The 20,309-nt window shown below is 43.2% G+C and carries 13 protein-coding genes; 6 read left to right on the top strand and 7 right to left on the bottom strand.

Annotated features, from left to right (window positions below; translation table 11 throughout):
- Positions 1 to 5 precede the first annotated feature (5 nt).
- Both R9C00_13865 and R9C00_13860 read right to left on the bottom strand, forming a co-directional pair.
- Positions 6 to 2,549 (bottom strand): PIG-L family deacetylase, encoded by a 2,544-nt coding sequence (locus tag R9C00_13865; GenBank protein ID WPO38542.1) that lies wholly within the window; start codon positions 2,547 to 2,549, stop codon positions 6 to 8.
- A gap of 328 nt (positions 2,550 to 2,877) precedes the next feature.
- Positions 2,878 to 3,321: a hypothetical protein gene (locus R9C00_13860; GenBank protein WPO38541.1), complete on the bottom strand. Its 444-nt coding sequence runs from the start codon at positions 3,319 to 3,321 to the stop codon at positions 2,878 to 2,880.
- A 224-nt stretch (positions 3,322 to 3,545) separates the two neighbouring features.
- On the opposite strand from R9C00_13860, the gene argS reads away from it, so the two are divergent.
- Positions 3,546 to 5,369: an arginine--tRNA ligase gene (argS, locus tag R9C00_13855; protein ID WPO38540.1), complete on the top strand. Its 1,824-nt coding sequence runs from the start codon at positions 3,546 to 3,548 to the stop codon at positions 5,367 to 5,369.
- A 147-nt stretch (positions 5,370 to 5,516) separates the two neighbouring features.
- Here argS and R9C00_13850 read toward each other — a convergent pair whose 3' ends face one another.
- The 3 genes from R9C00_13850 to R9C00_13840 form a co-directional block, all read right to left on the bottom strand.
- The gene (locus tag R9C00_13850) at positions 5,517 to 5,906 is read right to left on the bottom strand and encodes a hypothetical protein (GenBank protein ID WPO38539.1); all 390 of its coding nucleotides are present in this window, start codon (positions 5,904 to 5,906) and stop codon (positions 5,517 to 5,519) included.
- Between the two features lie 211 nt (positions 5,907 to 6,117).
- Positions 6,118 to 8,655, bottom strand: a complete 2,538-nt coding sequence (locus R9C00_13845; protein WPO38538.1) for a family 20 glycosylhydrolase — start codon at positions 8,653 to 8,655, stop codon at positions 6,118 to 6,120.
- A gap of 213 nt (positions 8,656 to 8,868) precedes the next feature.
- Positions 8,869 to 9,210 carry a hypothetical protein gene (locus R9C00_13840; GenBank protein WPO38537.1) on the bottom strand — a complete coding sequence of 114 codons (342 nt, stop codon included), beginning with the start codon at positions 9,208 to 9,210 and terminating at the stop codon, positions 8,869 to 8,871.
- A gap of 414 nt (positions 9,211 to 9,624) precedes the next feature.
- On the opposite strand from R9C00_13840, the gene R9C00_13835 reads away from it, so the two are divergent.
- The 4 genes from R9C00_13835 (at position 9,625) to R9C00_13820 (ending at position 16,629) form a co-directional block, all read left to right on the top strand.
- A complete protein-coding gene (locus R9C00_13835) occupies positions 9,625 to 12,918 on the top strand; it encodes a PDZ domain-containing protein (protein WPO38536.1) in 3,294 nt (1,097 codons plus the stop codon).
- A 343-nt stretch (positions 12,919 to 13,261) separates the two neighbouring features.
- On the top strand, positions 13,262 to 13,996 hold the full coding sequence (locus R9C00_13830) for a hypothetical protein (protein ID WPO38535.1): 735 nt from the start codon (positions 13,262 to 13,264) through the stop codon (positions 13,994 to 13,996).
- A gap of 344 nt (positions 13,997 to 14,340) precedes the next feature.
- Positions 14,341 to 14,898, top strand: a complete 558-nt coding sequence (locus R9C00_13825; protein ID WPO38534.1) for a PepSY-associated TM helix domain-containing protein — start codon at positions 14,341 to 14,343, stop codon at positions 14,896 to 14,898.
- Between the two features lie 330 nt (positions 14,899 to 15,228).
- On the top strand, positions 15,229 to 16,629 hold the full coding sequence (locus R9C00_13820; protein ID WPO38533.1) for a DUF839 domain-containing protein: 1,401 nt from the start codon (positions 15,229 to 15,231) through the stop codon (positions 16,627 to 16,629).
- 54 nt (positions 16,630 to 16,683) lie between these two features.
- Here R9C00_13820 and R9C00_13815 read toward each other — a convergent pair whose 3' ends face one another.
- Positions 16,684 to 17,835 carry an aminotransferase class V-fold PLP-dependent enzyme gene (locus R9C00_13815; GenBank protein WPO38532.1) on the bottom strand — a complete coding sequence of 384 codons (1,152 nt, stop codon included), beginning with the start codon at positions 17,833 to 17,835 and terminating at the stop codon, positions 16,684 to 16,686.
- Between the two features lie 372 nt (positions 17,836 to 18,207).
- On the opposite strand from R9C00_13815, the gene R9C00_13810 reads away from it, so the two are divergent.
- Positions 18,208 to 19,296, top strand: a complete 1,089-nt coding sequence (locus R9C00_13810) for a phosphoglyceromutase (protein ID WPO38531.1) — start codon at positions 18,208 to 18,210, stop codon at positions 19,294 to 19,296.
- Positions 19,297 to 19,830: 534 nt separating this feature from the next.
- Here R9C00_13810 and tnpA read toward each other — a convergent pair.
- The gene (gene tnpA / locus R9C00_13805) at positions 19,831 to 20,250 is read right to left on the bottom strand and encodes an IS200/IS605 family transposase (GenBank protein ID WPO38530.1); all 420 of its coding nucleotides are present in this window, start codon (positions 20,248 to 20,250) and stop codon (positions 19,831 to 19,833) included.
- Positions 20,251 to 20,309: the final 59 nt, after the last annotated feature.

Here is a 20,309-nt window from a genome sequence, read left to right as displayed (position 1 = left end):
TAAACCTATCTTGGTTTTTCTACTTTCAAAGGAGGCTTTTTGCCATATTCTATGAGGTTAGAAAGCAAACGGTAAGCACCCGGCACACCCGCAGGAAGCTCTCTAAAGAAGGATAGTCCAGTGTAAATATAGTTTCCTTCACCATATTTGGTGACTAGCAAGCTGCCTTGCCTTGCATCTTCCCCAGGATCGTTCATTTCTAAGATAGCCTCATACTTTTCATCCCATTTGTTGGGGAAGTACAAGCCCCGTTCCTGTACCCATCCGTTGAAATCGGCTTCTGTAATTGTATTTGGATAGCTAAGCACCTCGTGGCTTGGCTTCAAGAACTTTACAGGAGCTTCTTCTACAGTAACCCTGTCCCTAGAGAGTGTGATTGGATATGGCCCAACGTCCTCCGTTACCAATCGGTGGGAAGTGTTGTACTGGACGATCATGTTTCCGCCTTTTTCCACAAAATCCATCAACATATCTTGGTGATACTTGAGACGAGGATTTGTGTTGTAGGCTCTTACGCCAACGATGATGGCATCGTATTGCCTAAGATTTTCTGGGGACATCTCGGTATCGCTGAGTAGGTCAACCGAGTAGCCAATTTGCTGCAAAGCTTCGGGAACGGCATCGCCAGCACCCATAATGTAGCCTATCCGCTTGTTGGTGGTTTGAATATCCAGCTTGGCAAGCTTTGCCTCGGCAGGAGGGAAAATTGTTTGGATAGGAATGTGTGCGTAATCAATTACTTTGAGAGAGTAATTATAACTTTCTCCCCCCATCTTCACTACTGCTTTTGCCTTCCCTACAAATTGCCCTTCTGGCGGAGTGATTTTGAAGGTAACGTTGAGCTCATCACCTTTTTCTGCCAGTTCAAATGCCTTTTTCTCTGGAGAAACGCCCCAACCTTCTGGTAGCTCAAGCACCAAGTCGCCTTTTGCCCCAGCTGTGTGGGATTTCAGCAGCACATTGATCTTCTTATTTGTTTTGTCTGCATAGATGTACACTTGCTCTTCAATATTTGCGGTTACCGGTGGAGTAATGGCCAATGGGCGGTAACGCTCACCGTCAACAGGATCTACCCAGCGGTACATCAGCGGTGTATTGAGAGAGATGGTTGCAGGATATTCCCCTTCAAACTGAAGCTGGAAGGCAACAGATAAGGACGGGTCGTTTTCTGGCTTACCAATAAGCGTCTGATCATTCACCACGAACATCCCCAAGGTAGGTGTTTCTTTTATCCAGTAAGGCTGAGATAGTGGAGTCCCTTTTGGCAAAAGGAAAGTCTCTTCCGAACTCGCCATTTTATTTTCCTCAAGGTTGATGGCACTTACCTTTTCCCCAATTCCATAAACAATTTGCTTAATCTTTACATTGTAAGGGCTACGCTTGATAATCCTTGTATCAATTTTCAAACTATCCCCAGGGGTTACGCTAAAAACAGGGCTGCTCGCCTCACCCCAAATCCCTGCGCACTGGACAATAAGGGATTCCAATTGCTGGATTTTTATTTTCACATAATGATTTTCCTGAGGAAGCTTTTTGAGTTCTGCCAAGGCTTCCAATAATTGGGGAATGCTTTCATGAGGCTTCTCCATGTCAAAGTCTGTAAGCGCAGCTTTCAAGGTTTTACTCACCTTGTCACTTCCTTTTATGCGTGCCCACGTCAAATCTATTTCTTCAAACAAATCCGTGGTTGCGCTGTCCCCTGCTAAGTGCTCTAGATATTCTATTTCCATGCCTCGTTGCATGGCAGCACCAAAGCCTTGGCTTTTGTGCATACTTCGGCTGGCTGCGGCGATTTCCCCGTGCGATTTCCCTAGCAATGGGTTGAATGTTCCTACATCCACTTGTAAATACTTGGACATATCAGGATTCTTTTGGCTACGGAAAAACCAAGAAGATGTGTTCCATACAATTCTTTTGGCTTGCCACGGTTCTACGTACTTCAGTTGCTCAGGATAGCGAGTTGGGTCGGCTGCTGCCGAGAACGCTTCTAAGGCGATCTTGGCAGAAGTAGTGTGATGTCCGTGGGTTTTCCCATCTCTACCTGGAGAGAAGCGGGTGATGATTACATCGGGGCGGAACTTTCGGATTACCCAAACCGCGTCGCCAAGTACTTGCTCCTTGTCCCAGATGTTCAGGGTCTCTGTCGGGTGCTTTGAGTAACCAAAGTCATTGGCTCGGGAGAAAAACTGCTGTCCACCATCGGTACGCCTTGCGGCAAGGAGCTCTTGCGTACGGATCAAGCCCATTTGCTCGCGGACTTCCTTGCCTATCAGGTTCTGCCCGCCGTCGCCACGGGTGAGGGAAAGATAAGCTGTTTCCACGCCCACATCGTTGGCCATATAGGTGATCATTCTGGTATTTTCGTCATCGGGATGGGCGGCTACGTAGAGCACCGTGCCTACTACCTGCATCTTTTGCAGGGCTTGCTTTATCTCCGAAGCACTTTTGGAGCGCTCAGGCCCTGCTTGCGCAAAGACCGAAGCCAAAAGGGATAGTTGAGCCAAAATAACGAGGGACAATGCTTTGCCCAAGCTTGCTGGTATCTTCATTGGGTTTATGTTTAGTTTCACCTTATCTGTATTTTTAACAATCCAAAGCTGGTTTTGGATTTTGCGAATATAATAAATATGCGGAAGGGTATAAAAACAATGAAGCTGGATTTGGGCAGGTATTTTCAATGATAGGTCTATATGTGGGGTGAAAGTTTTCCAATAAGGCGCGGAACTTGTTTCATGCCTTATAAAATAGGCTTGCCCTTATTAGTCCCAAATGTTCATTACAATATCAATATCGTCATACGAATAAAAAATACCCTTCAGAAGCTTCCGAATGGCAAAGTAAAGTAAGTATAGTAGAGGTGATTTTCTTATCGGTAAGCTAATCATTTACCGACCAAAGTTTCCTTCGGGTAGATTGATCTATGTTGAGGATAATGCGGAGAGGATTGGGCAAGATCACCAACTTGGTAGGCTTTTGCTCGTAGTTATCGACTTCTACAAAAACCCCTTGATCGTGGGACACATCGAAGGTTGGTCCAATTTCATTTTGCCCAACATGCCTGTACTCTTGGGCAATGTAGCTCAAGGGGGAAAGCAAATCTGTGTCGGGGCAAAATTCATCATGAACTTCTTTGAGCACCTTTTCCAATTCATACCCATAATCTTCTACAAATTCATCTTCTAGGTCGTGCAGCTCATCTTCTACTTGGTCGTAGGTTTCATCGTCATAACCTAGCTGATTGAGAAAGTTTTTCTTCTCAATTATTGCTATAAGTCCTTTGTCTATACTTTCAGCCTTCATTGTTAGAGTTCCAAGTTTCATGTTCGGGTTTGTTGAAGTTTAAAAAAAATACCATATGTTGCGCTGTTCTCAAACTCTAGCTGCCTTGTTTTGTGAGTTGAAAACCTCAGCCTCTATCAATTAAAAACAAGTTAAGCATAAAGCCCGAATGACGCAAGCCCTTATTTTGTTAAAAAAATTCTAATTTTGCCCTCCTTGAATTCGGAATTGAAAATCTTTAGAACTCAACATATAAGATATATATCATGGCTTCGGTAGTAGAAAAGCAGATTTGCGAAGGGATTTACGCAGCGTTTGAAGAGGTATTTGGAGAAAAATTGGAAGAAGGGAAAGTTGCCCTACAGCCTACCAGAAAAGATTTTGAAGGTACATATACCTTCGTGACTTTCCCATTTTTAAAAATCTCGAAGAAAAAACCTGAGGAAACAGGCGAACTGATTGGGCAATTTTTGCAGGAAAAAGTTTCTGTGGTAACAGGGTTCAATGTGGTGAAAGGATTCTTAAACTTCGTGATAGCCGATGCTTTTTGGGCAGGTGAGTTGAAGAAAATTTCAAGTGATACTGATTTTGGTAAGCTGCCTAGCAAAGGGGAAAAAGTGATGGTGGAATATTCTTCTCCCAACACCAACAAACCCTTGCACTTAGGGCACTTGCGAAATAACTTTCTAGGCTTTTCTGTAGCCCGAATCATGGAAGCCTGCGGTTACGATGTGCTCAAAACCAACTTAGTGAACGACCGTGGCATCCACATCTGTAAGTCGATGTTGGCTTACCAAAAATTTGGGAATGGGGAAACGCCAACTGCTGACCTGAAGGGAGATAAGCTGGTTGGGAATTACTATGTAAAGTACGACCAAGAATATAAAAAGGAAATAAGCGAGCTGCTTGAAAAGCTGAAAGCAGAGAATGCAGAAGCAGAGGAAAAAGCGTTGAAAGACCGGGCTGAAAAGGAAGCTCCTTTGATGCTGGAAGCAAAGGAAATGTTGCGAAAATGGGAAGAAGGAGATACCGAAACTGTTGCGCTTTGGAAGAAAATGAACGGTTGGGTGTACGATGGCTTCAATGCTACTTACACAGCTATGGGCGTGAGCTTCGACAAGATTTACCAAGAATCTGAAACCTATTTGTTGGGGAAAGAAGTAGTGGAAGAAGGGTTGGGAAAAGGTGTTTTCTACCGTAGGGATGACGGTTCTGTTTGGGTAGACCTGACTCCTGATGGCTTGGACGAAAAGTTGTTGCTCCGTTCGGATGGTACTTCGGTATACATGACCCAAGATATGGGAACGGCCGATTTGAAGTTTAAGGATTTTCCCATGCAGCAGTCGGTCTACGTGGTGGGCAATGAGCAAGATTACCACTTCAAAGTATTGAAGCTTATCATGCAAAAGCTTGGCAGGAGCTATGCCGATGGAATTTTCCATCTTTCCTACGGCATGGTCGATTTGCCATCGGGCAAGATGAAATCTCGTGAGGGAACGGTGGTTGATGCAGACGATCTGATAGCAGATATGACCGCTACAGCGAAAGAGCGTACCGAAGTGTTGGGCAAAATAGATGATTTCTCAAGTGAGGAAGCACAGAAACTGTACAGTATGCTAGCCTTAGGTGCGTTGAAATATTATTTGCTGAAAGTCGATCCGAAGAAGCGCATGCTTTTCAACCCAGAAGAATCGATTGATTTCCAAGGCAACACAGGTGTTTATATCCAATACACCCATGCAAAGATTCGTGCGATTATCCGCAAAGCGGAGCTGGATGGAATAGACTACAAAGAACTGGACACGGCTCAGCTCACCGAGTTGCACCCGTTGGAGTCGGAGGTAATTTCAATGATCACCAATTATCCTCAAAAAGTAGCGGAAGCTGGAGAGCATTATGCCCCTTCGGTAGTAGCCAACTATGTGTATGACTTGGCAAAAACCTACAGCCGATTCTATGCTGAGCTTTCTATCTTTGGCGAAGAGGACGTGGCAAAGAAATCGTTGCGAGTATTGCTTTCCGAGCAGGTTTCAAGCATAATAGCCAAAGGCATGTTCCTCCTAGGCGTAGATGTCCCTGAGAAGATGTAATGATTTGCTAATTGGTTAATGTGCCGATGTGCTGATGAAAACCCAAAAATGCCGTTGCTTTAAGCAACGGCATTTTTGGGTTTAGGATGTCTTATGTGTCGCTGTTTCAGCTTACACCTGTGTCTTACAGAGAGTTAGGATACAAGGTTACTCCCCATCTGGCATTTTCGGGCATTCCAAAGTAACCTCGAACGATTTGTACCCGTCACGGTACACCTTGTACGTTGCAGAGCCATTTTCTTTAACAAGGCTGTCGCCCACTTCTAGGTGATCCCAGAGCTGGTGTACGTGGTATAGAGATGCAAAATTGACCTCATAAAGATGGCCTTCTTGACGAATCTGTATGGTCTCAATACCATGACTTTGCAAATCCTCGTACTTTTTTACTAATGTACCATAAATGCTCTCTTTTGAAAGCCTTTCAACTTCGCTTTCACAAATTTTTTGCTGAAATTTTTGACGAAGGTTACAACCTGTTAGCTGTAAACTCAGCATAAAAATGAAAAATACTAGGCTTAATCTTTTGATGTGTTCCATATGAAAAATAATCGTTGAGTTTGTATCGTACACCTACCTCTCGGCTCTAGAGCTTGTCAAGCTTTAGCATGGAGTGGTAAGTATTGTTGTAGTCTCTGGCTACCTTGGGCGTGGACGCCCGATAGATATTCCTCACTCGACAGAGCCGAGCGAGAGGATATCGTTCTCTAAGCCGGCTTTTCTAATCTTATAAAAGCTTTTTAAGAAAACTCTACTCCATCACCACCGTCCTGCTTCCTCTGCCTAATTGGTCAAAAGCCCTTAGCTTAATGTTGCTATTAGGAGTCAAGCTTTCACTAGCTAGGGGGGAGTCTGCATTAGGTTCTGAGCCATCGGTGGTGTACCTAACCACCAAGTTGGGGTAGAGCGTGTTGATGGCGAGCTTGCCTTCTATCACTTTAGCCCCGGGAGGGGGTACTCGGTAGGCTACGTCCTGCTTGCCTAAGCGCGGGAGTTCTTTTTGCCCCACCACATTTTTAAACGAATTCCAAGCTGTTTTGTAAGCACCGGGTTTTCCAGATTTCATCCAGGTAGGCTCGGCATTCCAAGCCCTTTCGGCAAGGCTAAGCAGCTTGGGGAAAATATAGTATTCCAACATGTCTTGTCCCTTTACCGTTTCGCTCCAGAGCTGTCCCTGCACCCCAATGATGTTTTCCTTTTTCTCCAATTTTGTTTGGTCTTCGCTGGGGCTAAGTTTTTCTCCGTTCATGCCCATTTCCAACGATTCGTATATATCGAAAGGTCGAAGGTCAAAGACTTCTTTTTCTCCAACAAATCCTGCCCAGTAGTAGCCGGGTTCTTGGGAATGTTTGCTATAAGCCATGTCAAAATACAAGTTTGGCGCATTGCAGAGCACAACTTTATAGCCTTCGTTAGCCAGTTTGTAAGGGGTTTGTTCGCCTCCCCAGCCAGTTACGGTATTCCATACAAACGGCAGGAAGTTGCTGTTTGCGAACTCAGGATTGGGTGTGGTGTGGTCTTTCATAGCTATTTCTTCCCAGCCTGCTGTGGTGATGCCTCTAGTGTGAAGAATTTGGTGGAAATTTTCTAGGAAATAACTTCCCAAATCGTGGGGAGTTTTTAGGTCAGTATTTTCTTTTTTCAGGTCTTCGCAGATGGGTGAAGCTGTCCAAACGCCTTTGGGAACTTCATCGCCTCCGGTGTGCAAGGTTTTGAGTTCCAAATCAGCAGCATCGTACATCTCATCTATTTCTGCAACTACTTTTTCTAGGAAAGTATAAAGCGAGGGTTGACAAACACATACTACGTTGTCTGTATAGTTTTGGACAGAGGCGTAGACTGATTTGTCCTGGGGATCGTGCAACAAAAATTCTTCTGCTTCGGCTTGTTTGCCTTCCGCCATTAGTTTTTTGTAGCGGACATTCATGGCAACTATTGCTGCACGTGCATGGCCGGGCAAGTCTATTTCTGGAATGACCTCAATGTGTCTTACTTTGGCAAAGTTCAAGATTTCGATAAACTCTTCTTTCGAATAAAATCCACTTCCAACCGTGTTTTCGGTAGAAGGGCCTGAACCGTAGGAAGGGTATAAGTTTTCAAGTTCGTCTTGGGTATGGCCTCGGAAAGCACCAACCTCGGTTAGCTCGGGCAAGCCCGGGATTTCCAGTCGCCATCCTTCGTCATCGGTGAGGTGGAAATGGAACTTATTGAGCTTGTAGCTCGCCATAAGGTCGAGCAGTTTGAGTATGCTTTCTTTGCTATGGAAATTCCTTGAAACATCGAGGTGTAAACCTCTGTATTTCAGGTCGGGAAAGTCATTTAGTTCAACGCTTTCTAGCGGCGCTTTCCCTTCTATTGGTAGCATGGCAACCAAGGTCTGTATTCCGTAGAAAACGCCTGCGGCACTTCCGCCTTCTATGGAAACGCCGCTTGGGCTTACCTTCAGCTCATAGCCTTCTTCTGAGAGGGATGAATTGATTGACAGTGAAATAGAATTAAGCTCTGAACTGCTTTCTTGAAGCGCTTCCAGCGTCAACCCAATAGTTTCTTTTACTTTCTCAGCCAAAAATTCAGACTCGCTTTCCAGCTCCCTTTCGAATAGGATGATGGTTTCGGTTGTGATCTCGAATTGCCCTTCGCTGTTTTTAGTTTTTTTTACATTCGGAATAATATCTTTCTGCTTGAGCGGAAGCTTTTCAAGGTCTTTGTATTGGGCAAAGAGGTAGTTGGCGTCGGGGTGGGGATATTTGTCGGATGTAGAGCGGGTGTATTGCTCGGGTCTGTCAAACGGTTTTACAGTGAAATTGGCAACGACGGCACTTGGTTTTGATTCTTTTCCTTCTCCTATCTCAAATACAAAATATAACCCACAAGGCGCATCCGATTCTTTTATCGCCCAAAATTGCCCTTTCATCTCAACCCTAATGGAATCGCCGGGTTGGAGGTCGGTAAAGGTGCTGGAGGGGCTTAGTTTGAAAAAATCTCCATTGATATGCTGGACTTGGAGGGCTGCAGTGCTGTCTTGGAAAAATTTTCGGGGCAGGTCGTTGAAATACATTGTCCAGTCCGAGGCGAGGGTTTTGCTAGTGTTGTTGAAGAGTGTGAAGGCACATGAATAGCTGTCTTCTTTTCCCCCACCGGTCATATTCCCAATCAGTTCCCAAGTGACGGCTAGCCCATCCACCTCATTGATAGTTACTTTTTCCATATTTTCATTTTTACAGCTAGTAAGGCTTAACAGGAATAAACCCATTGCCCATAGTAATTGGTACATTCTTTTCATCTTCATTTGTTTTATTATGAGGTTGTATGTCAATTCGCAAGTTAGTTTTTTTTTGAAAAACCAAAAGGAAGGAGCAAAATAGAGGGAGAGAAATAAGGAGGCTGTAAAAAGAAAATGCCGAACCATATGGTTCGGCAATTCTTGTATAAAATCAATTTTAGCAAAAGAATAATTGGCTTACGCCAAACTCAGAGACGCTATCAAAATAAACTAAAAAAACTAAGCTGTTAATTCCTCTTCTTTTTTAGAGGAGCGAGTAGTTTTGGTTGGTTTGTGTTTTGCTTCCAACGCTTCTATTCTCGCAGTCAATTCTTCTACTTGTTGCCCAGTGGCAAAGCTGAATGTCTTAATCACTTTTTCAGTGATGCCTTTTACTTGAGCTTCAAATTCGTCTTTTTTACCATCTGTTTCTTTCACGAAGCCATCAACTATTTTTTTGCCTTCGTCGATGCTCAACTTTTGGTCCTTTACCAATTCGTCCACTACTTCTTGTAGTTTCTCAGCTGTGAGGGATACTATTCCAACACCTGTATAAAGTATTCTTTTCAGCAATTCTTCCATTTTTTTATATGTTTTTTATGAACAATAAATTCCTTTCTTCCTCAATAACTTATACAAATATACTCACCAAGACTTATATATTATGCATGCATACAAAAATTCTTTGCAAGATTTTTACTTGCTCATTATCAAACACTTTCCTTTAAAACGCTTTGGCTATGTAAAAAGTTACCGTTGAGTGACATTAATTTTCCCCAGTCAATAATATATTTCATGGAAATGCTCAAATAAGCTATTTGCCGACCATCATCCAATTTCCTGCATGCAAACATCTTCAATTTGACTTGTAGGGCAAAGTTTTGATCTTTCAAGTAAGAAGTTGCTTGTTACGGTCAGCTTCTGATAAGCAATATAACTTCCAACTACATACGCCGCAATGGATTTTTCATTTATCTTAACTTAACTATTTCTCAAATGAAGATAAGCACACTGAACTCATTTTTACTATTTTTTGCCACACTTTTAAGTACATCAGTTTTGGGGCAAAACACTCAGCCAGATGCGTTGATGCTCCGTTTTCCCGATGTGAGCGACAATCAAATCACGTTTGTATATGCCGAAGATATTTGGGTAGTGCCCAAGTCGGGCGGTTTGGCGAGCAGAATAACCTCTGCCAAAGGAATGGAGACCAACCCTCAGTTTTCGCCTGACGGCAGCACCATCGCTTTTAGTGGAAATTACGATGGAAACACAGATATTTATACCATCCCCAGCAAAGGCGGGTTTGCTCAGCGGATCACCCACCACCCAACTGGCGAGCGCATGGTGAGCTGGTATCCTGATGGGAAATCGGTGTTGATAGCATCGAGAATGCAAAGCCCGTCGGGGAGGTTCAGCCAGTTTTACAAACAGCCAATAGCAGGTGGTTTGCCCGAAAAGCTACCATTGTTTTACGCAGAGCTTGGTTCGTTTAATGCCGACGGTAGCAAATTGGCGTACCAGTACCTCAACAGGCTGGGAAGGACGTGGAAGCGCTACCAAGGTGGTATGGCCAGCGATGTATGGATCCATGACTTTGGTACAGGGAAATCTGAAAAAATCACTTCATACAAGGGAACCGATGCCTTGCCCATGTGGGATGGCAACAAAGTTTATTTCCTGAGCGATAGGGAAACGACCAAGCTCAACATCTGGAGCTACGATACGGAAATCAAGCAATTTGCCAAGGTGACCGACTACAAGGAGTTTGATGTGAAGTTTCCGAACATTGGAAATGGCGAGATTATTTTTGAAAATGGAGGAAAACTTTTCTTGCTTAATCTGAGCGACAATTCTACCACAGAAGTGAAAATTCAAGTTCCTTCGGAGCTGATGGCTACCAGAACAGAATCCAAAAACTTGAGTAGGCAAGTGTTTACCTATTGTGTTTCACCAACTGGAAAAAGGGCTTTGTTTGGTGCAAGGGGTGAAATTTTGACCGTGCCCAAAGAAGATGGTGTTACCTTGAATTTGACCAACACTTCGGGCGTAGCCGAGCGCGATCCCAAATGGTCGCCTGATGGCAAATACATTGCCTACTTCTCTGACAAAACAGGTGAGTACGAGCTGTATATCCAAGATTCGAAGGGAAAAGAAAAGGCGCAACAATTAACCACAGAAGGTTCGATGTTCCTGATGCACCCTGAGTGGTCGCCCGATAGCAAAAAGATTGCTTTTACGGATAAAACTGGGCAAATAAAAATAATAGATGTAGCCAGCAAGGCTGTGGAAAATGTATTTAAAGACGATTATAATGTAATCACTGATTTCAAATGGTCGCCTGATAGCCGTTGGTTGGTTTTTCCCAGAAGTGTAAATACCATTAAAAATAAAATAGCGGTTTACGACAGCGAAAGTAAACAGGTAAAAGACCTTACCAGTGGTTTTTACAATGACAATTCCCCAGTTTTCAGTACCGATGGAAAATACTTGTTCTACGTTTCTATTCGTAACTTTTCTCCCATTTACAGCGACTACGATGCTACTTGGATTTACCCCAACGGATCTGCTTTGGTGGCTACTACGCTCCAAAAAAGCACTCCTTCCATCTTAGCTCCAGAAAATGATATGGAAGAAGTGAAAGAGAAAAAGAAAGAAGATGATGAAGGGAAAGGTAAGAAAGGAAAAGACAAAAAAGGAGAAGAAAAGGAAGAGGACGAAGAAATGAAAGTAGCCATAGACTTTGATGGCTTTGAATATCGCTCAACAGTCTTGCCTGTAGATGTGAAAAATGTGGGAAGTGTTTTTGCCTCAGAAGGCAAAGTTCTTTACCTAAAGTTTCCCGCTGCGGGAGCAGGGGCAGATGGTCAGCCTAACGGCGAGCTTTGCTTTTTTGATTTGGAAGAAAAAGAAGAAGGTACGATAATTTCGGGAATTAATAACTACGATATTTCTGCAGATGCCAAGCAAGTTATCTACAACGCTAGCGGAAGCTATGGAATAATAGAGGTGGCAAAGGGCAAAAAAGTTGGGGATGGCAAAATCAGCCTGAATGGACTAAAGGCAACGATTGAACCAAAAGAAGAATGGGCTCAGATTTATAAGGAAGCTTGGAGGCATCAACGAGACTTTTTCTACGCCTCAAATATGCACGGCGTTGACTGGAAAGCGATGGGCGACCGCTACGAAAAATTGCTTCCTTTTGCAACTTCTCGTCAAGATGTGAATTACATCATAGGTGAGCTGATTGGCGAGCTTAACGTTGGCCATGCCTATGTAGGCGGGGGCGATGCTGAATATGCTTCTTTCAAAGGAGTAGGAATGCTCGGGGCTGATTTTGCGTTGGAAAACGGTGCTTACAAAATCACGAAAATCTATAAAGGCTCTCCTTGGGATATAGATGTTAAATCTCCTTTGGCACAGCCTGGTGTTGACATTAGCGAAGGCGATTATGTTTTAGCCGTAAATACTATCCCAGTGGATGCTGCTAAAGATATTTGGGCTTCGTTCCAAGGTTTGGCAAATGAAACTGTGATGCTTACAGTGAACAGTGAGCCCAACACGAGCGGTGCAAAAGATGTGTTGGTGAAAACCATTTCAAATGAATCGAGGTTGAGAAATCTTGCTTGGATAGAGCACAATCGCCAGAAAGTGGCTGATGCGACCGGTGGGAAAGTAGGGTATATCTATGTGCCAAATACTGGAATACAAGGGCAGACCGAGCTGGTAAGAATGTTCCAAGGCCAGTACGATAAGGATGCTCTCATTATTGATGAACGCTTCAATTCTGGAGGACAGATTCCTGATAGGTTCATCGAGTTGCTCAACCGTCCTGTTTACAACTACTGGGGCAGGAGAGACCACAAAGATTGGCAAACTCCTTTTGTGAACAACAACGGACCAAAAGTGATGATAGCCAACGAATGGGCTGGCTCTGGTGGAGATGCTTTCCCTTATTACTTCAAAAAAGCGGGTGTAGGCCCTGTGGTAGGAAAGCGAACTTGGGGTGGTCTTGTGGGTATCTCAGGAATTCCTCCATTGATTGACGGTGGCTTCCTCTCTTCCCCTAACTTTGGTATGTGGACTGCCGAGGATGGCAAATGGGCTGTTGAGGGCTACGGCGTTGACCCTGACTATGAAGTAGATGCCCCAGCAGATGTGATGGGAAGAGGAGATGATCCTCAATTGGACAAGGCTATAGAGGTGATTAAGCAGGAATTGGAAAAAAATCCACCTAAAACACCTCAAAAACCTCCTTACCCTAACAAGACAGGCTTGGGAAATAATTAGAATTGTATAACCCTGATAGTTATATCATTAATTACTTATGTAAAACCCCTCTGATATGTGCTTCAGAGGGGTTTGTGCTTTATGATATCCATTTCATCGAATTAAAAACCTGTACTACAGATATATTAACAAGTTTCTACGAGCCGTAGGTAATCATTGTCATGAGGACTCGTTATAGCGAAAGCAAGGGAAATCGATTATAACTCATACTATAAAAATAGTTATCTGACCAATTCAAAATTTTATGATGAAAAGAATATCATTATTTATTATTTCATTTTTATTAACTATAGGTATAGGGGTAGCTCAATCAAACAGTACAAGAAAAAACTCACGTTCTCAAATGCCAACTAGTGCTGGCATTAATACCACGTATAATTCAAAGAAGAAATCTCCATTTAAGAAAAAGAGGAATTCGGGTAAGAAAAGTTTTTTCAAAAGACTTACACCATCCTATAGTGTATTTGCCCATTATGCATCTATTCATAGCGAAGCAGTTCTCCAACTAGAGGGAGATAATGCATTGCTAAATAATGAATCTGTAGGTTCATTCTCGTCTTCTTTTGACAGAAATGTGTATAATAATTCTGTTCAGGTAGCGGATTATTCTACTAGGTGGAGTAGTTATGATGCTCCAGAGGAATACAATTACCAAGAAGCCGCACCCAAAAGAGATTTAGTAATGGGCTTTGTAACAGAATTAAGGGATGTTGATGAATATGCCTACAAAGGATATTTTATTACTTTGGGCTTGATGTATATGAAAACACCTTTTCCAGAATTGCCTGAAGTAAGTCAATTTCAGATTCATATGCCCATAGGTGCCGGAGTGATTATTCCAGGAGACTTTAGGTTTCATGCCGAAGTAGGAGCAAGTGCTTTGCTTAGTACAAGGGGAGTAACCGGGGGGAAGTTTGACTTTCTTTTTGTGGTGAAAAATATGAAATTCGGACCTGTTTTTACATTCTCTCATTCAACCTACAACAATGTTAAAACTCAATTTGGAGCTGCGGGCTTACAAGTAGGAATTATTCCAAACCAAAAGAAAAGTAAGACTCATAAAAGACGTAGGCGTTAAAAGTATAATTTGTTGAATCTGCATGTAACTACTAAACTAAACCGAGAGGGCGCTAGCCCTCTTTTTTATTGACTTTAAATTCGGAAGGTTTAAAAGGAATGATGTAATATTGAAAATAGTCTTTTCTTCAATACTTCCACTGCCGCTTGTAAAGATTAAAAACTTCTCGTCTTCGGTGGCAAATGGGTTTCTATCACACCCCTCCGAATTGCCCAACCAATTTTTGTAGAAAGCACTTTTCTTCCAAAATCACAGGAATTTCGATATTTCTATAGGCTCACAAGCACATTAAATACTTAAGATAACTTATCTTTGACCTTTTGTTTTTAACCAGTCTAAATAAAATGAGTAAGAAATTCAAGACTTTTTGCCGCAATTACCACAGAGACATTGCTTATGTATTTGTAGGGCTTATTCTCGCTTTTTCCATATCAGGAATAGCATTGAACCATAGGAGATCCTTTAATTCGAGGCAGTTTACCATGACTTCAGAGTCGCTTACGCTCAAGCTTCCTCAGGGTGTAGAGGAATACGATGACGAAGTGGCCAAATCGCTTATTCCGCAGATAGGGATTGGGAATGAATACCGTAGAGTGCGTGTGCAAGAAGGCAGGCTGAAGATTTATTTTGAAGATGCGATGGCCGATGTGAGCCTTGAAACAGGGGAGGGGCAACTCGATTTTTTTGGGAGGAGATATGGCTTGGCGGAAATGGCAGACCTTCACCAAACCACCAACCCTGCTTGGATTTGGTACTCAGATATTTTTGGCGTAGCCATGATTTTTATCGCAATTTCAGGAATGTTCATTTCTTCTGGGAAGTTTAGCTTTAAAAAACGTGGCTGGTGGATGGCCCTTGCTGGAGCTGTATTCCCACTCATTTTCTTATTCTTTTTGGCATAATCCATCCAAAAAAAGGGAGGGTTTATGCGCTGATAACTTCCCTTATTGAGTTTTTATCACTATGGAAAGTGTTTTGTTTTGTTTGATAACATTGTAAGTATTTGTATTTATCCCAAACTATTTCCGTCATTAGTTTTGAGAAATACCTTTATTGCCACAAGCTGTATATAGTCTATTCGCAAAAAGAAAACATACGCATCATTTTGGTGTAATACCAAAGCGGTTATATTTGGTACTTTATAAGCAATAGAACTACCTCAATTTTTTCCCTCATTTTAAGTATTGCCTATTGGCTTTCGTCAAAGGTGAACTTCTCAAAACTATTCACAAATGAAAAACAACAACACCAGAAGAACATTTTTAAAAACATCAGGGATCGTGAGCCTTGGGTTTATCGGTTTGCAAAACTTCGCTTGCTCAGCGGGCACAAAGGGACAAGAAGTAGCTGAAGGCGCTATACAAGTTGGTTACGGAAAGCTTAAGCGTGATCCAGAAGGAATACTGAAGCTTCCAGAAGGCTTTTCTTATAAGATCATATCCCGCTCAGGAACTCCCATGTCAGACGGGTTTGTAGTACCGGGCAAGCCAGATGGAATGGCGACTTTTGAAGGAGAAGGTGGGCGAGTGATCATTGTAAGAAACCATGAGGTGAGCCGCGACGATGCAGAAAACGGTCCGTTTGGAAAAGATTACGAGTTGCTTCCCAACTTAGAAAAATCGATGATCTATGAATATGGCTCAGGGGTTACCCCAGGACTAGGAGGAACCACTACGGTGATCTACAATGAGGAAACTGGAGAAGTTGAAGAGGAGTACTTGAGCTTGGCCGGGACGATCCGCAACTGCGCTGGAGGGAAAACCCCTTGGGGTAGTTGGGTGACTTGTGAGGAAACAGTGGAAAAAGCCGGGGGAGATGTGGAAAAAGACCATGGCTATAATTTTGAAGTACCAGCTTTGATGAAACCTGGCATGGCTCAGCCCATTCCCCTCAAGGAAATGGGCAGGTTCAACCACGAAGCCATCTCGGTAGACCCCAACTCGGGGATTGTGTACCAAACCGAAGACAGGCACGATGGCTTGATTTACAGGTACATTCCAAACGTTCCGGGCGAACTAGCACAAGGAGGAAAGCTACAGGTATTAGCTTTGAAAGGAAAGAAAAGTTTTGATACGAGGAACTGGAAGAGGTTGAAGTTGGATAATCCTATGCCAATTGGCGAAAAACTGCCAGTAGAATGGCTAGATATCGACGAGATTGATTCCCCCAAAGATGATTTGAGAATAAGAGGCTTCGAAAATGGTGCAGCACGGTTTGCCAGAGGAGAAGGGATGTGGTATGGAAACGATGGGGTTTATTTTGCCTGCACCAATGGAGGCAAAATTGAGAAAGGGCAGATATTTAGGTACACGCCAAGCCCCAAAGAAGGTACAACAAGCGAAAATGATCAACCGGGCACGCTAGAGCTTTTTGTAGAGCCTAACAATACGAATATTGTCAACAACTGCGACAACCTTACGGTCGCTCCTTGGGGCGATGTGGTCACTTGCGAGGACGATGAGCACCCGAGAATAGTAGGAGTGAAGCCTGACGGGAGTTTTTATAAGCTTGCCGAAAACGTAGGCTATTCTTCCGAGTTTGCCGGCGGTTGTTTTTCTCCATCAGGAAAAACTTTCTTTGTAAATATCCAACATGCTGGGCTAACCGTGGCCATCACAGGTCCATGGGTATAAGTTAGCGGTAGAAAATGAAAAACAGCCCCAATGACTTGCATTGGGGCTGTTTTTTTATGACTTATTTAAGATTGTATCCACAAAGAGCTTCAGCTGTTCTTCGGTATTGTAAAGGTGTGGAGAGACCCGAATAGAATTCCCTCGGTACGAAACAAAAACCTGTTTTTCTTGTAGGGCTTCTTTCACTTTTTCCAAATCCATCCCTTCGGGAAGCCTTACACCAAAGAGGTGGTAAGCGAGGCAATCTTTTTCTATAATCAGCCCTGCATTTTTCATCCGCTCTATGGCTTTTTCTGAAATAGCCTTGCAATAAGCCTGTATATTTTCCACTCCCCATTTGTTGAGTTGCCTAAGAGATTCAAGCTGGATGGGTAGGCTAATGAAATTACTTCTTCCACCCATTTCGTAGCGGTTCGCAGCTGGTAAATAGTTATCTTTGTAGTTCAGTAAGCCCGAAAAGTTCTCGCTGTCTTTCCTTCCAATCCAACCTTCTTCAATGGGTTTCCCGTTATCCAAGATCTTGCTGAAGTAAGCCAGCCCAGAGCCATAAGAACCCAATAGCCATTTGTACCCCGAGCAGACCAAAGCCTCTGGCTGCAGTTCGGAGACATCAATAGGCAATGCACCAACCGATTGGGTGCCATCGATCGCCATCCATGCCCCAACGTCCTTTGTTTTTTTGCGGATTGCCATCAAATCAAACAGCGTTCCATCTGCCCAGTGCAAAGGAGCAATGGCAACTAGCGCAGTTTGCTCATCTATGGCTTCTAACAATTGCTCGTTCCATAGCAGCCCCCTTTTTTCGGTTGAGCTTGGCGCACAAACAGTTCGTATGCTTGCTCCTTTGTCAGAAGCTAGTGCCCTCCATGGATACACATTGCTGGGGAACTGCTCGCCAACTACTACGATGTTCTGACCTTCTTTGAGAGGAAGGTTATTGGCAACAACGGCCATTCCATAAGATACCGCAGGGATCAGGGCGATTCTATCTGGCTCGGGAGTATTGATGAGCTGGGCGAACTCCTTCTTGACCAATGCAGCATGTTCAAAAAAGTCTTTTGGGTAAATCTCAAATGGTCTTAGCTTCTTGTTCAAGCCTTTAATACCCTCTTCGGCTGCCGATTTGAGCAAGGGAGACATATAAGAAGCATTGAGGTAGGTGACTTCTTCAGGTAAATCAAATAATTCTTTCTGGCAAGTTAGCATAGTGGTTGAGTGTAGGTTAAATGCTTGTTAAAAGGGTTCTGTTTTATAGTTCTTTATAAATCTACTTGCTACTTTAGTCAAATACTTTTTTTTCTAACTTCTAGCCTCACTTATGAGCATACAAGTTTACCAAATTTAATGCGGTAGGCAAAGGTTTGTTATAGGGCAATGCCAAAGCTTGCCAAGAATCCAACTTATACAAGGAATATATGAATGGAAGAAGACTTGAGTTTTAACATATTCCTAATCTTAGGGGTTAAGATTGATAGATCGTGGTTTTATCGATACCTTTTCAGCTTCATTCAAGTACTTTTTATAAGTCGTTTATTTGAATGAGTTGACTGAAACTTGCTACCAATAGTTATTGAAAACATGAAAAAACTTACCATTCTCTTACCTATTTTTTTGCTTTCCATCGGGCTATTTGCCCAAGATGAAGCACCTACTGAAAATGTTATCCTGATCTCCCTCGACGGGTTGCGCTGGGAGGAACTCTTTACTGGTGTCGACCCCGACCTGATCGATAAAAAGGACTATGTGCATGATGTAAAAGCCCTAAAAGAGGCTTTTTGGGATAAAGATCCGCTAGAAAGGAGAAAAAAACTGATGCCTTTCTTTTGGAGCACCTTGGCAAGTAAAGGGCAGATCCACGGAAACCGTGCTTATGACAACCAAGTAGATGCATCAAACCAAATGTGGTTCTCTTATCCGGGCTACAATGAGATTCTTACAGGGTTTTCCGATGACAAACGCATCAAAAGCAACGATAAAATCCAGAACCCCAACAAGACGGTGTTGGAATTTGCTAACAACTCTCCAGCATACAAAGGCAAGGTTGCCGCTTTCGGTTCGTGGGATGTGTTCCCATTTATTATCAATGAGAAAAGGAGCAAGATACCTGTGAATGCAGGGTTTGAACTGGCAACGGGCAGGAAATTGAGCGATAAGGAAAAGTTCTTGAACGAATTGCAGCCGCAAGTACCCAGCCCTTGGGCAGCTGTTCGCCTCGATGCCTTTACACATAATTATGCCCTCGAATACCTGAAGAAAAAGCAGCCCAAGCTCCTCTACATAGCTTATGGGGAAACTGATGATTTTGCGCATGATGGCAAATACGATGCCTACCTACATGCTGCCCACCGTACGGATGGCTTCATCAAAGAACTGTGGGACTGGACGCAGAGCCAAGAAGCATATGCTGGTAAAACAACCTTTATTATTACCACAGACCATGGTAGAGGCAAGGGCAAAGAGTGGAAAAGCCACGGCTTGAAGATAGAAGGTGCTGGTGCTATATGGATAGCCGCTATAGGGCCACATACCGAGGCGCTGGGCGAAGTGAAAGAACCTGTTCAGCTCTACCAAAACCAAGTAGCCAAAACCGTAGCCACTCTTTTAGGACTCGACTACAGCAACGAGAAAACTGTGGGTGAAGAAATAACGGCAATAGTAGGCGAGTAAGAGAAGTAGGCTGTGATTTTATGAGATTTTAAGTGAAGTCGGTAGCAAAGATGCTGCCGACTTTTTTTGTGGCTATCGGGGTTATAAATCCCGAAGCCCCAACCTTTTTCTGGAACAATAGATAGGCGAGCCCAAATAAAGAGGGACAATGCTCTGCCCAAGTTTGTTGGTAATCCTAAAGGGAACAACGGTAAGGCAGGGAATTATACCAACAAGGCAAGAGGGAGGGGTAAAAAGGCAGGGAGGAGGCTTGACTTGGCAAGGAGGATGAGCAAATAGCTTGGATAAGTTTAAAAATGTCATGGATGAATCCTAAAAAGGCAGACCTGCCCAAGGTACAGGAAGTGGAATTACGTAGAAAGCCGTAAAAACTCCGTGTCATATGGATGTGTAAATTTTATTCATTATTAAAAGATCCCCACCCAAAGGGCGGGGAATTGTGATAACCCCTGGGGGTAAACTGCCCTTGCCCCCAAAGGAGGCAAAGGAATTCATTGTCCCCGGTTATAAATCTATTTTATTACTTTGTTATTCTTAGCTCTCGTTCTTTTTTTCCTGTTCTTCTTGATACTCCACGTAAAGCCTTATCTTTTCTGGGTCAAGCCCTACCGTATCAACACAATAGCCTGTTGCCCAAAAACGGTTGCCCCAATAGGGGCGTTGCTTCAGCTTCTTGAACTTTGAAAACAACCGTATGGCTGTCCGGCCCTTCAAGATCCCCACCACATCGGAAACCGAATATTTGGGAGGGATATCGATAATCAAGTGAACATGGCCCTTTTGGACGTTCAGCGTATCGATAATACATTTCTTTTGGGAGGCGTACTGCATTATATGCTCTATTGCTGCCCTTTTTATTGCTCCTTCGAGGATTCTATACCTATATTTAGGTGTCCAAACTATATGGTACTTGCAATACCAGATCGAATGTGACAATTTGTGAAAACGGCTCATAATATATTCTTCGGTTGTGGGGACAACTCTTGAATATAATCATTGGGCCGTTTTCTGGC

It is taken from the genome of Flammeovirgaceae bacterium SG7u.111 (genome assembly GCA_034044135.1).
Lineage (GTDB): Bacteria > Bacteroidota > Bacteroidia > Cytophagales > Flammeovirgaceae.
The sequence above is the reverse complement of the archived record's forward strand: the minus strand, read 5'-3'. Positions and strand labels throughout refer to the sequence as shown.

Excerpts from the sequence above, each read along its gene's own strand:
- R9C00_13815 (WPO38532.1), bottom strand. The coding sequence starts at position 17,835 with ATGCTAACTTGCCAGAAAGAATTATTTGATTTACCTGAAGAAGTCACC.
- R9C00_13850 (WPO38539.1), bottom strand. The coding sequence starts at position 5,906 with ATGGAACACATCAAAAGATTAAGCCTAGTATTTTTCATTTTTATGCTG.
- R9C00_13820 (WPO38533.1), top strand. The coding sequence starts at position 15,229 with ATGAAAAACAACAACACCAGAAGAACATTTTTAAAAACATCAGGGATC.
- R9C00_13810 (WPO38531.1), top strand. The coding sequence starts at position 18,208 with ATGAAAAAACTTACCATTCTCTTACCTATTTTTTTGCTTTCCATCGGG.
- tnpA (WPO38530.1), bottom strand. The coding sequence starts at position 20,250 with ATGAGCCGTTTTCACAAATTGTCACATTCGATCTGGTATTGCAAGTAC.
- argS (WPO38540.1), top strand. The coding sequence starts at position 3,546 with ATGGCTTCGGTAGTAGAAAAGCAGATTTGCGAAGGGATTTACGCAGCG.
- R9C00_13865 (WPO38542.1), bottom strand. The coding sequence starts at position 2,549 with ATGAAGATACCAGCAAGCTTGGGCAAAGCATTGTCCCTCGTTATTTTG.
- R9C00_13835 (WPO38536.1), top strand. The coding sequence starts at position 9,625 with ATGAAGATAAGCACACTGAACTCATTTTTACTATTTTTTGCCACACTT.
- R9C00_13825 (WPO38534.1), top strand. The coding sequence starts at position 14,341 with ATGAGTAAGAAATTCAAGACTTTTTGCCGCAATTACCACAGAGACATT.
- R9C00_13860 (WPO38541.1), bottom strand. The coding sequence starts at position 3,321 with ATGAAACTTGGAACTCTAACAATGAAGGCTGAAAGTATAGACAAAGGA.
- R9C00_13840 (WPO38537.1), bottom strand. The coding sequence starts at position 9,210 with ATGGAAGAATTGCTGAAAAGAATACTTTATACAGGTGTTGGAATAGTA.
- R9C00_13830 (WPO38535.1), top strand. The coding sequence starts at position 13,262 with ATGCCAACTAGTGCTGGCATTAATACCACGTATAATTCAAAGAAGAAA.
- R9C00_13845 (WPO38538.1), bottom strand. The coding sequence starts at position 8,655 with ATGAAGATGAAAAGAATGTACCAATTACTATGGGCAATGGGTTTATTC.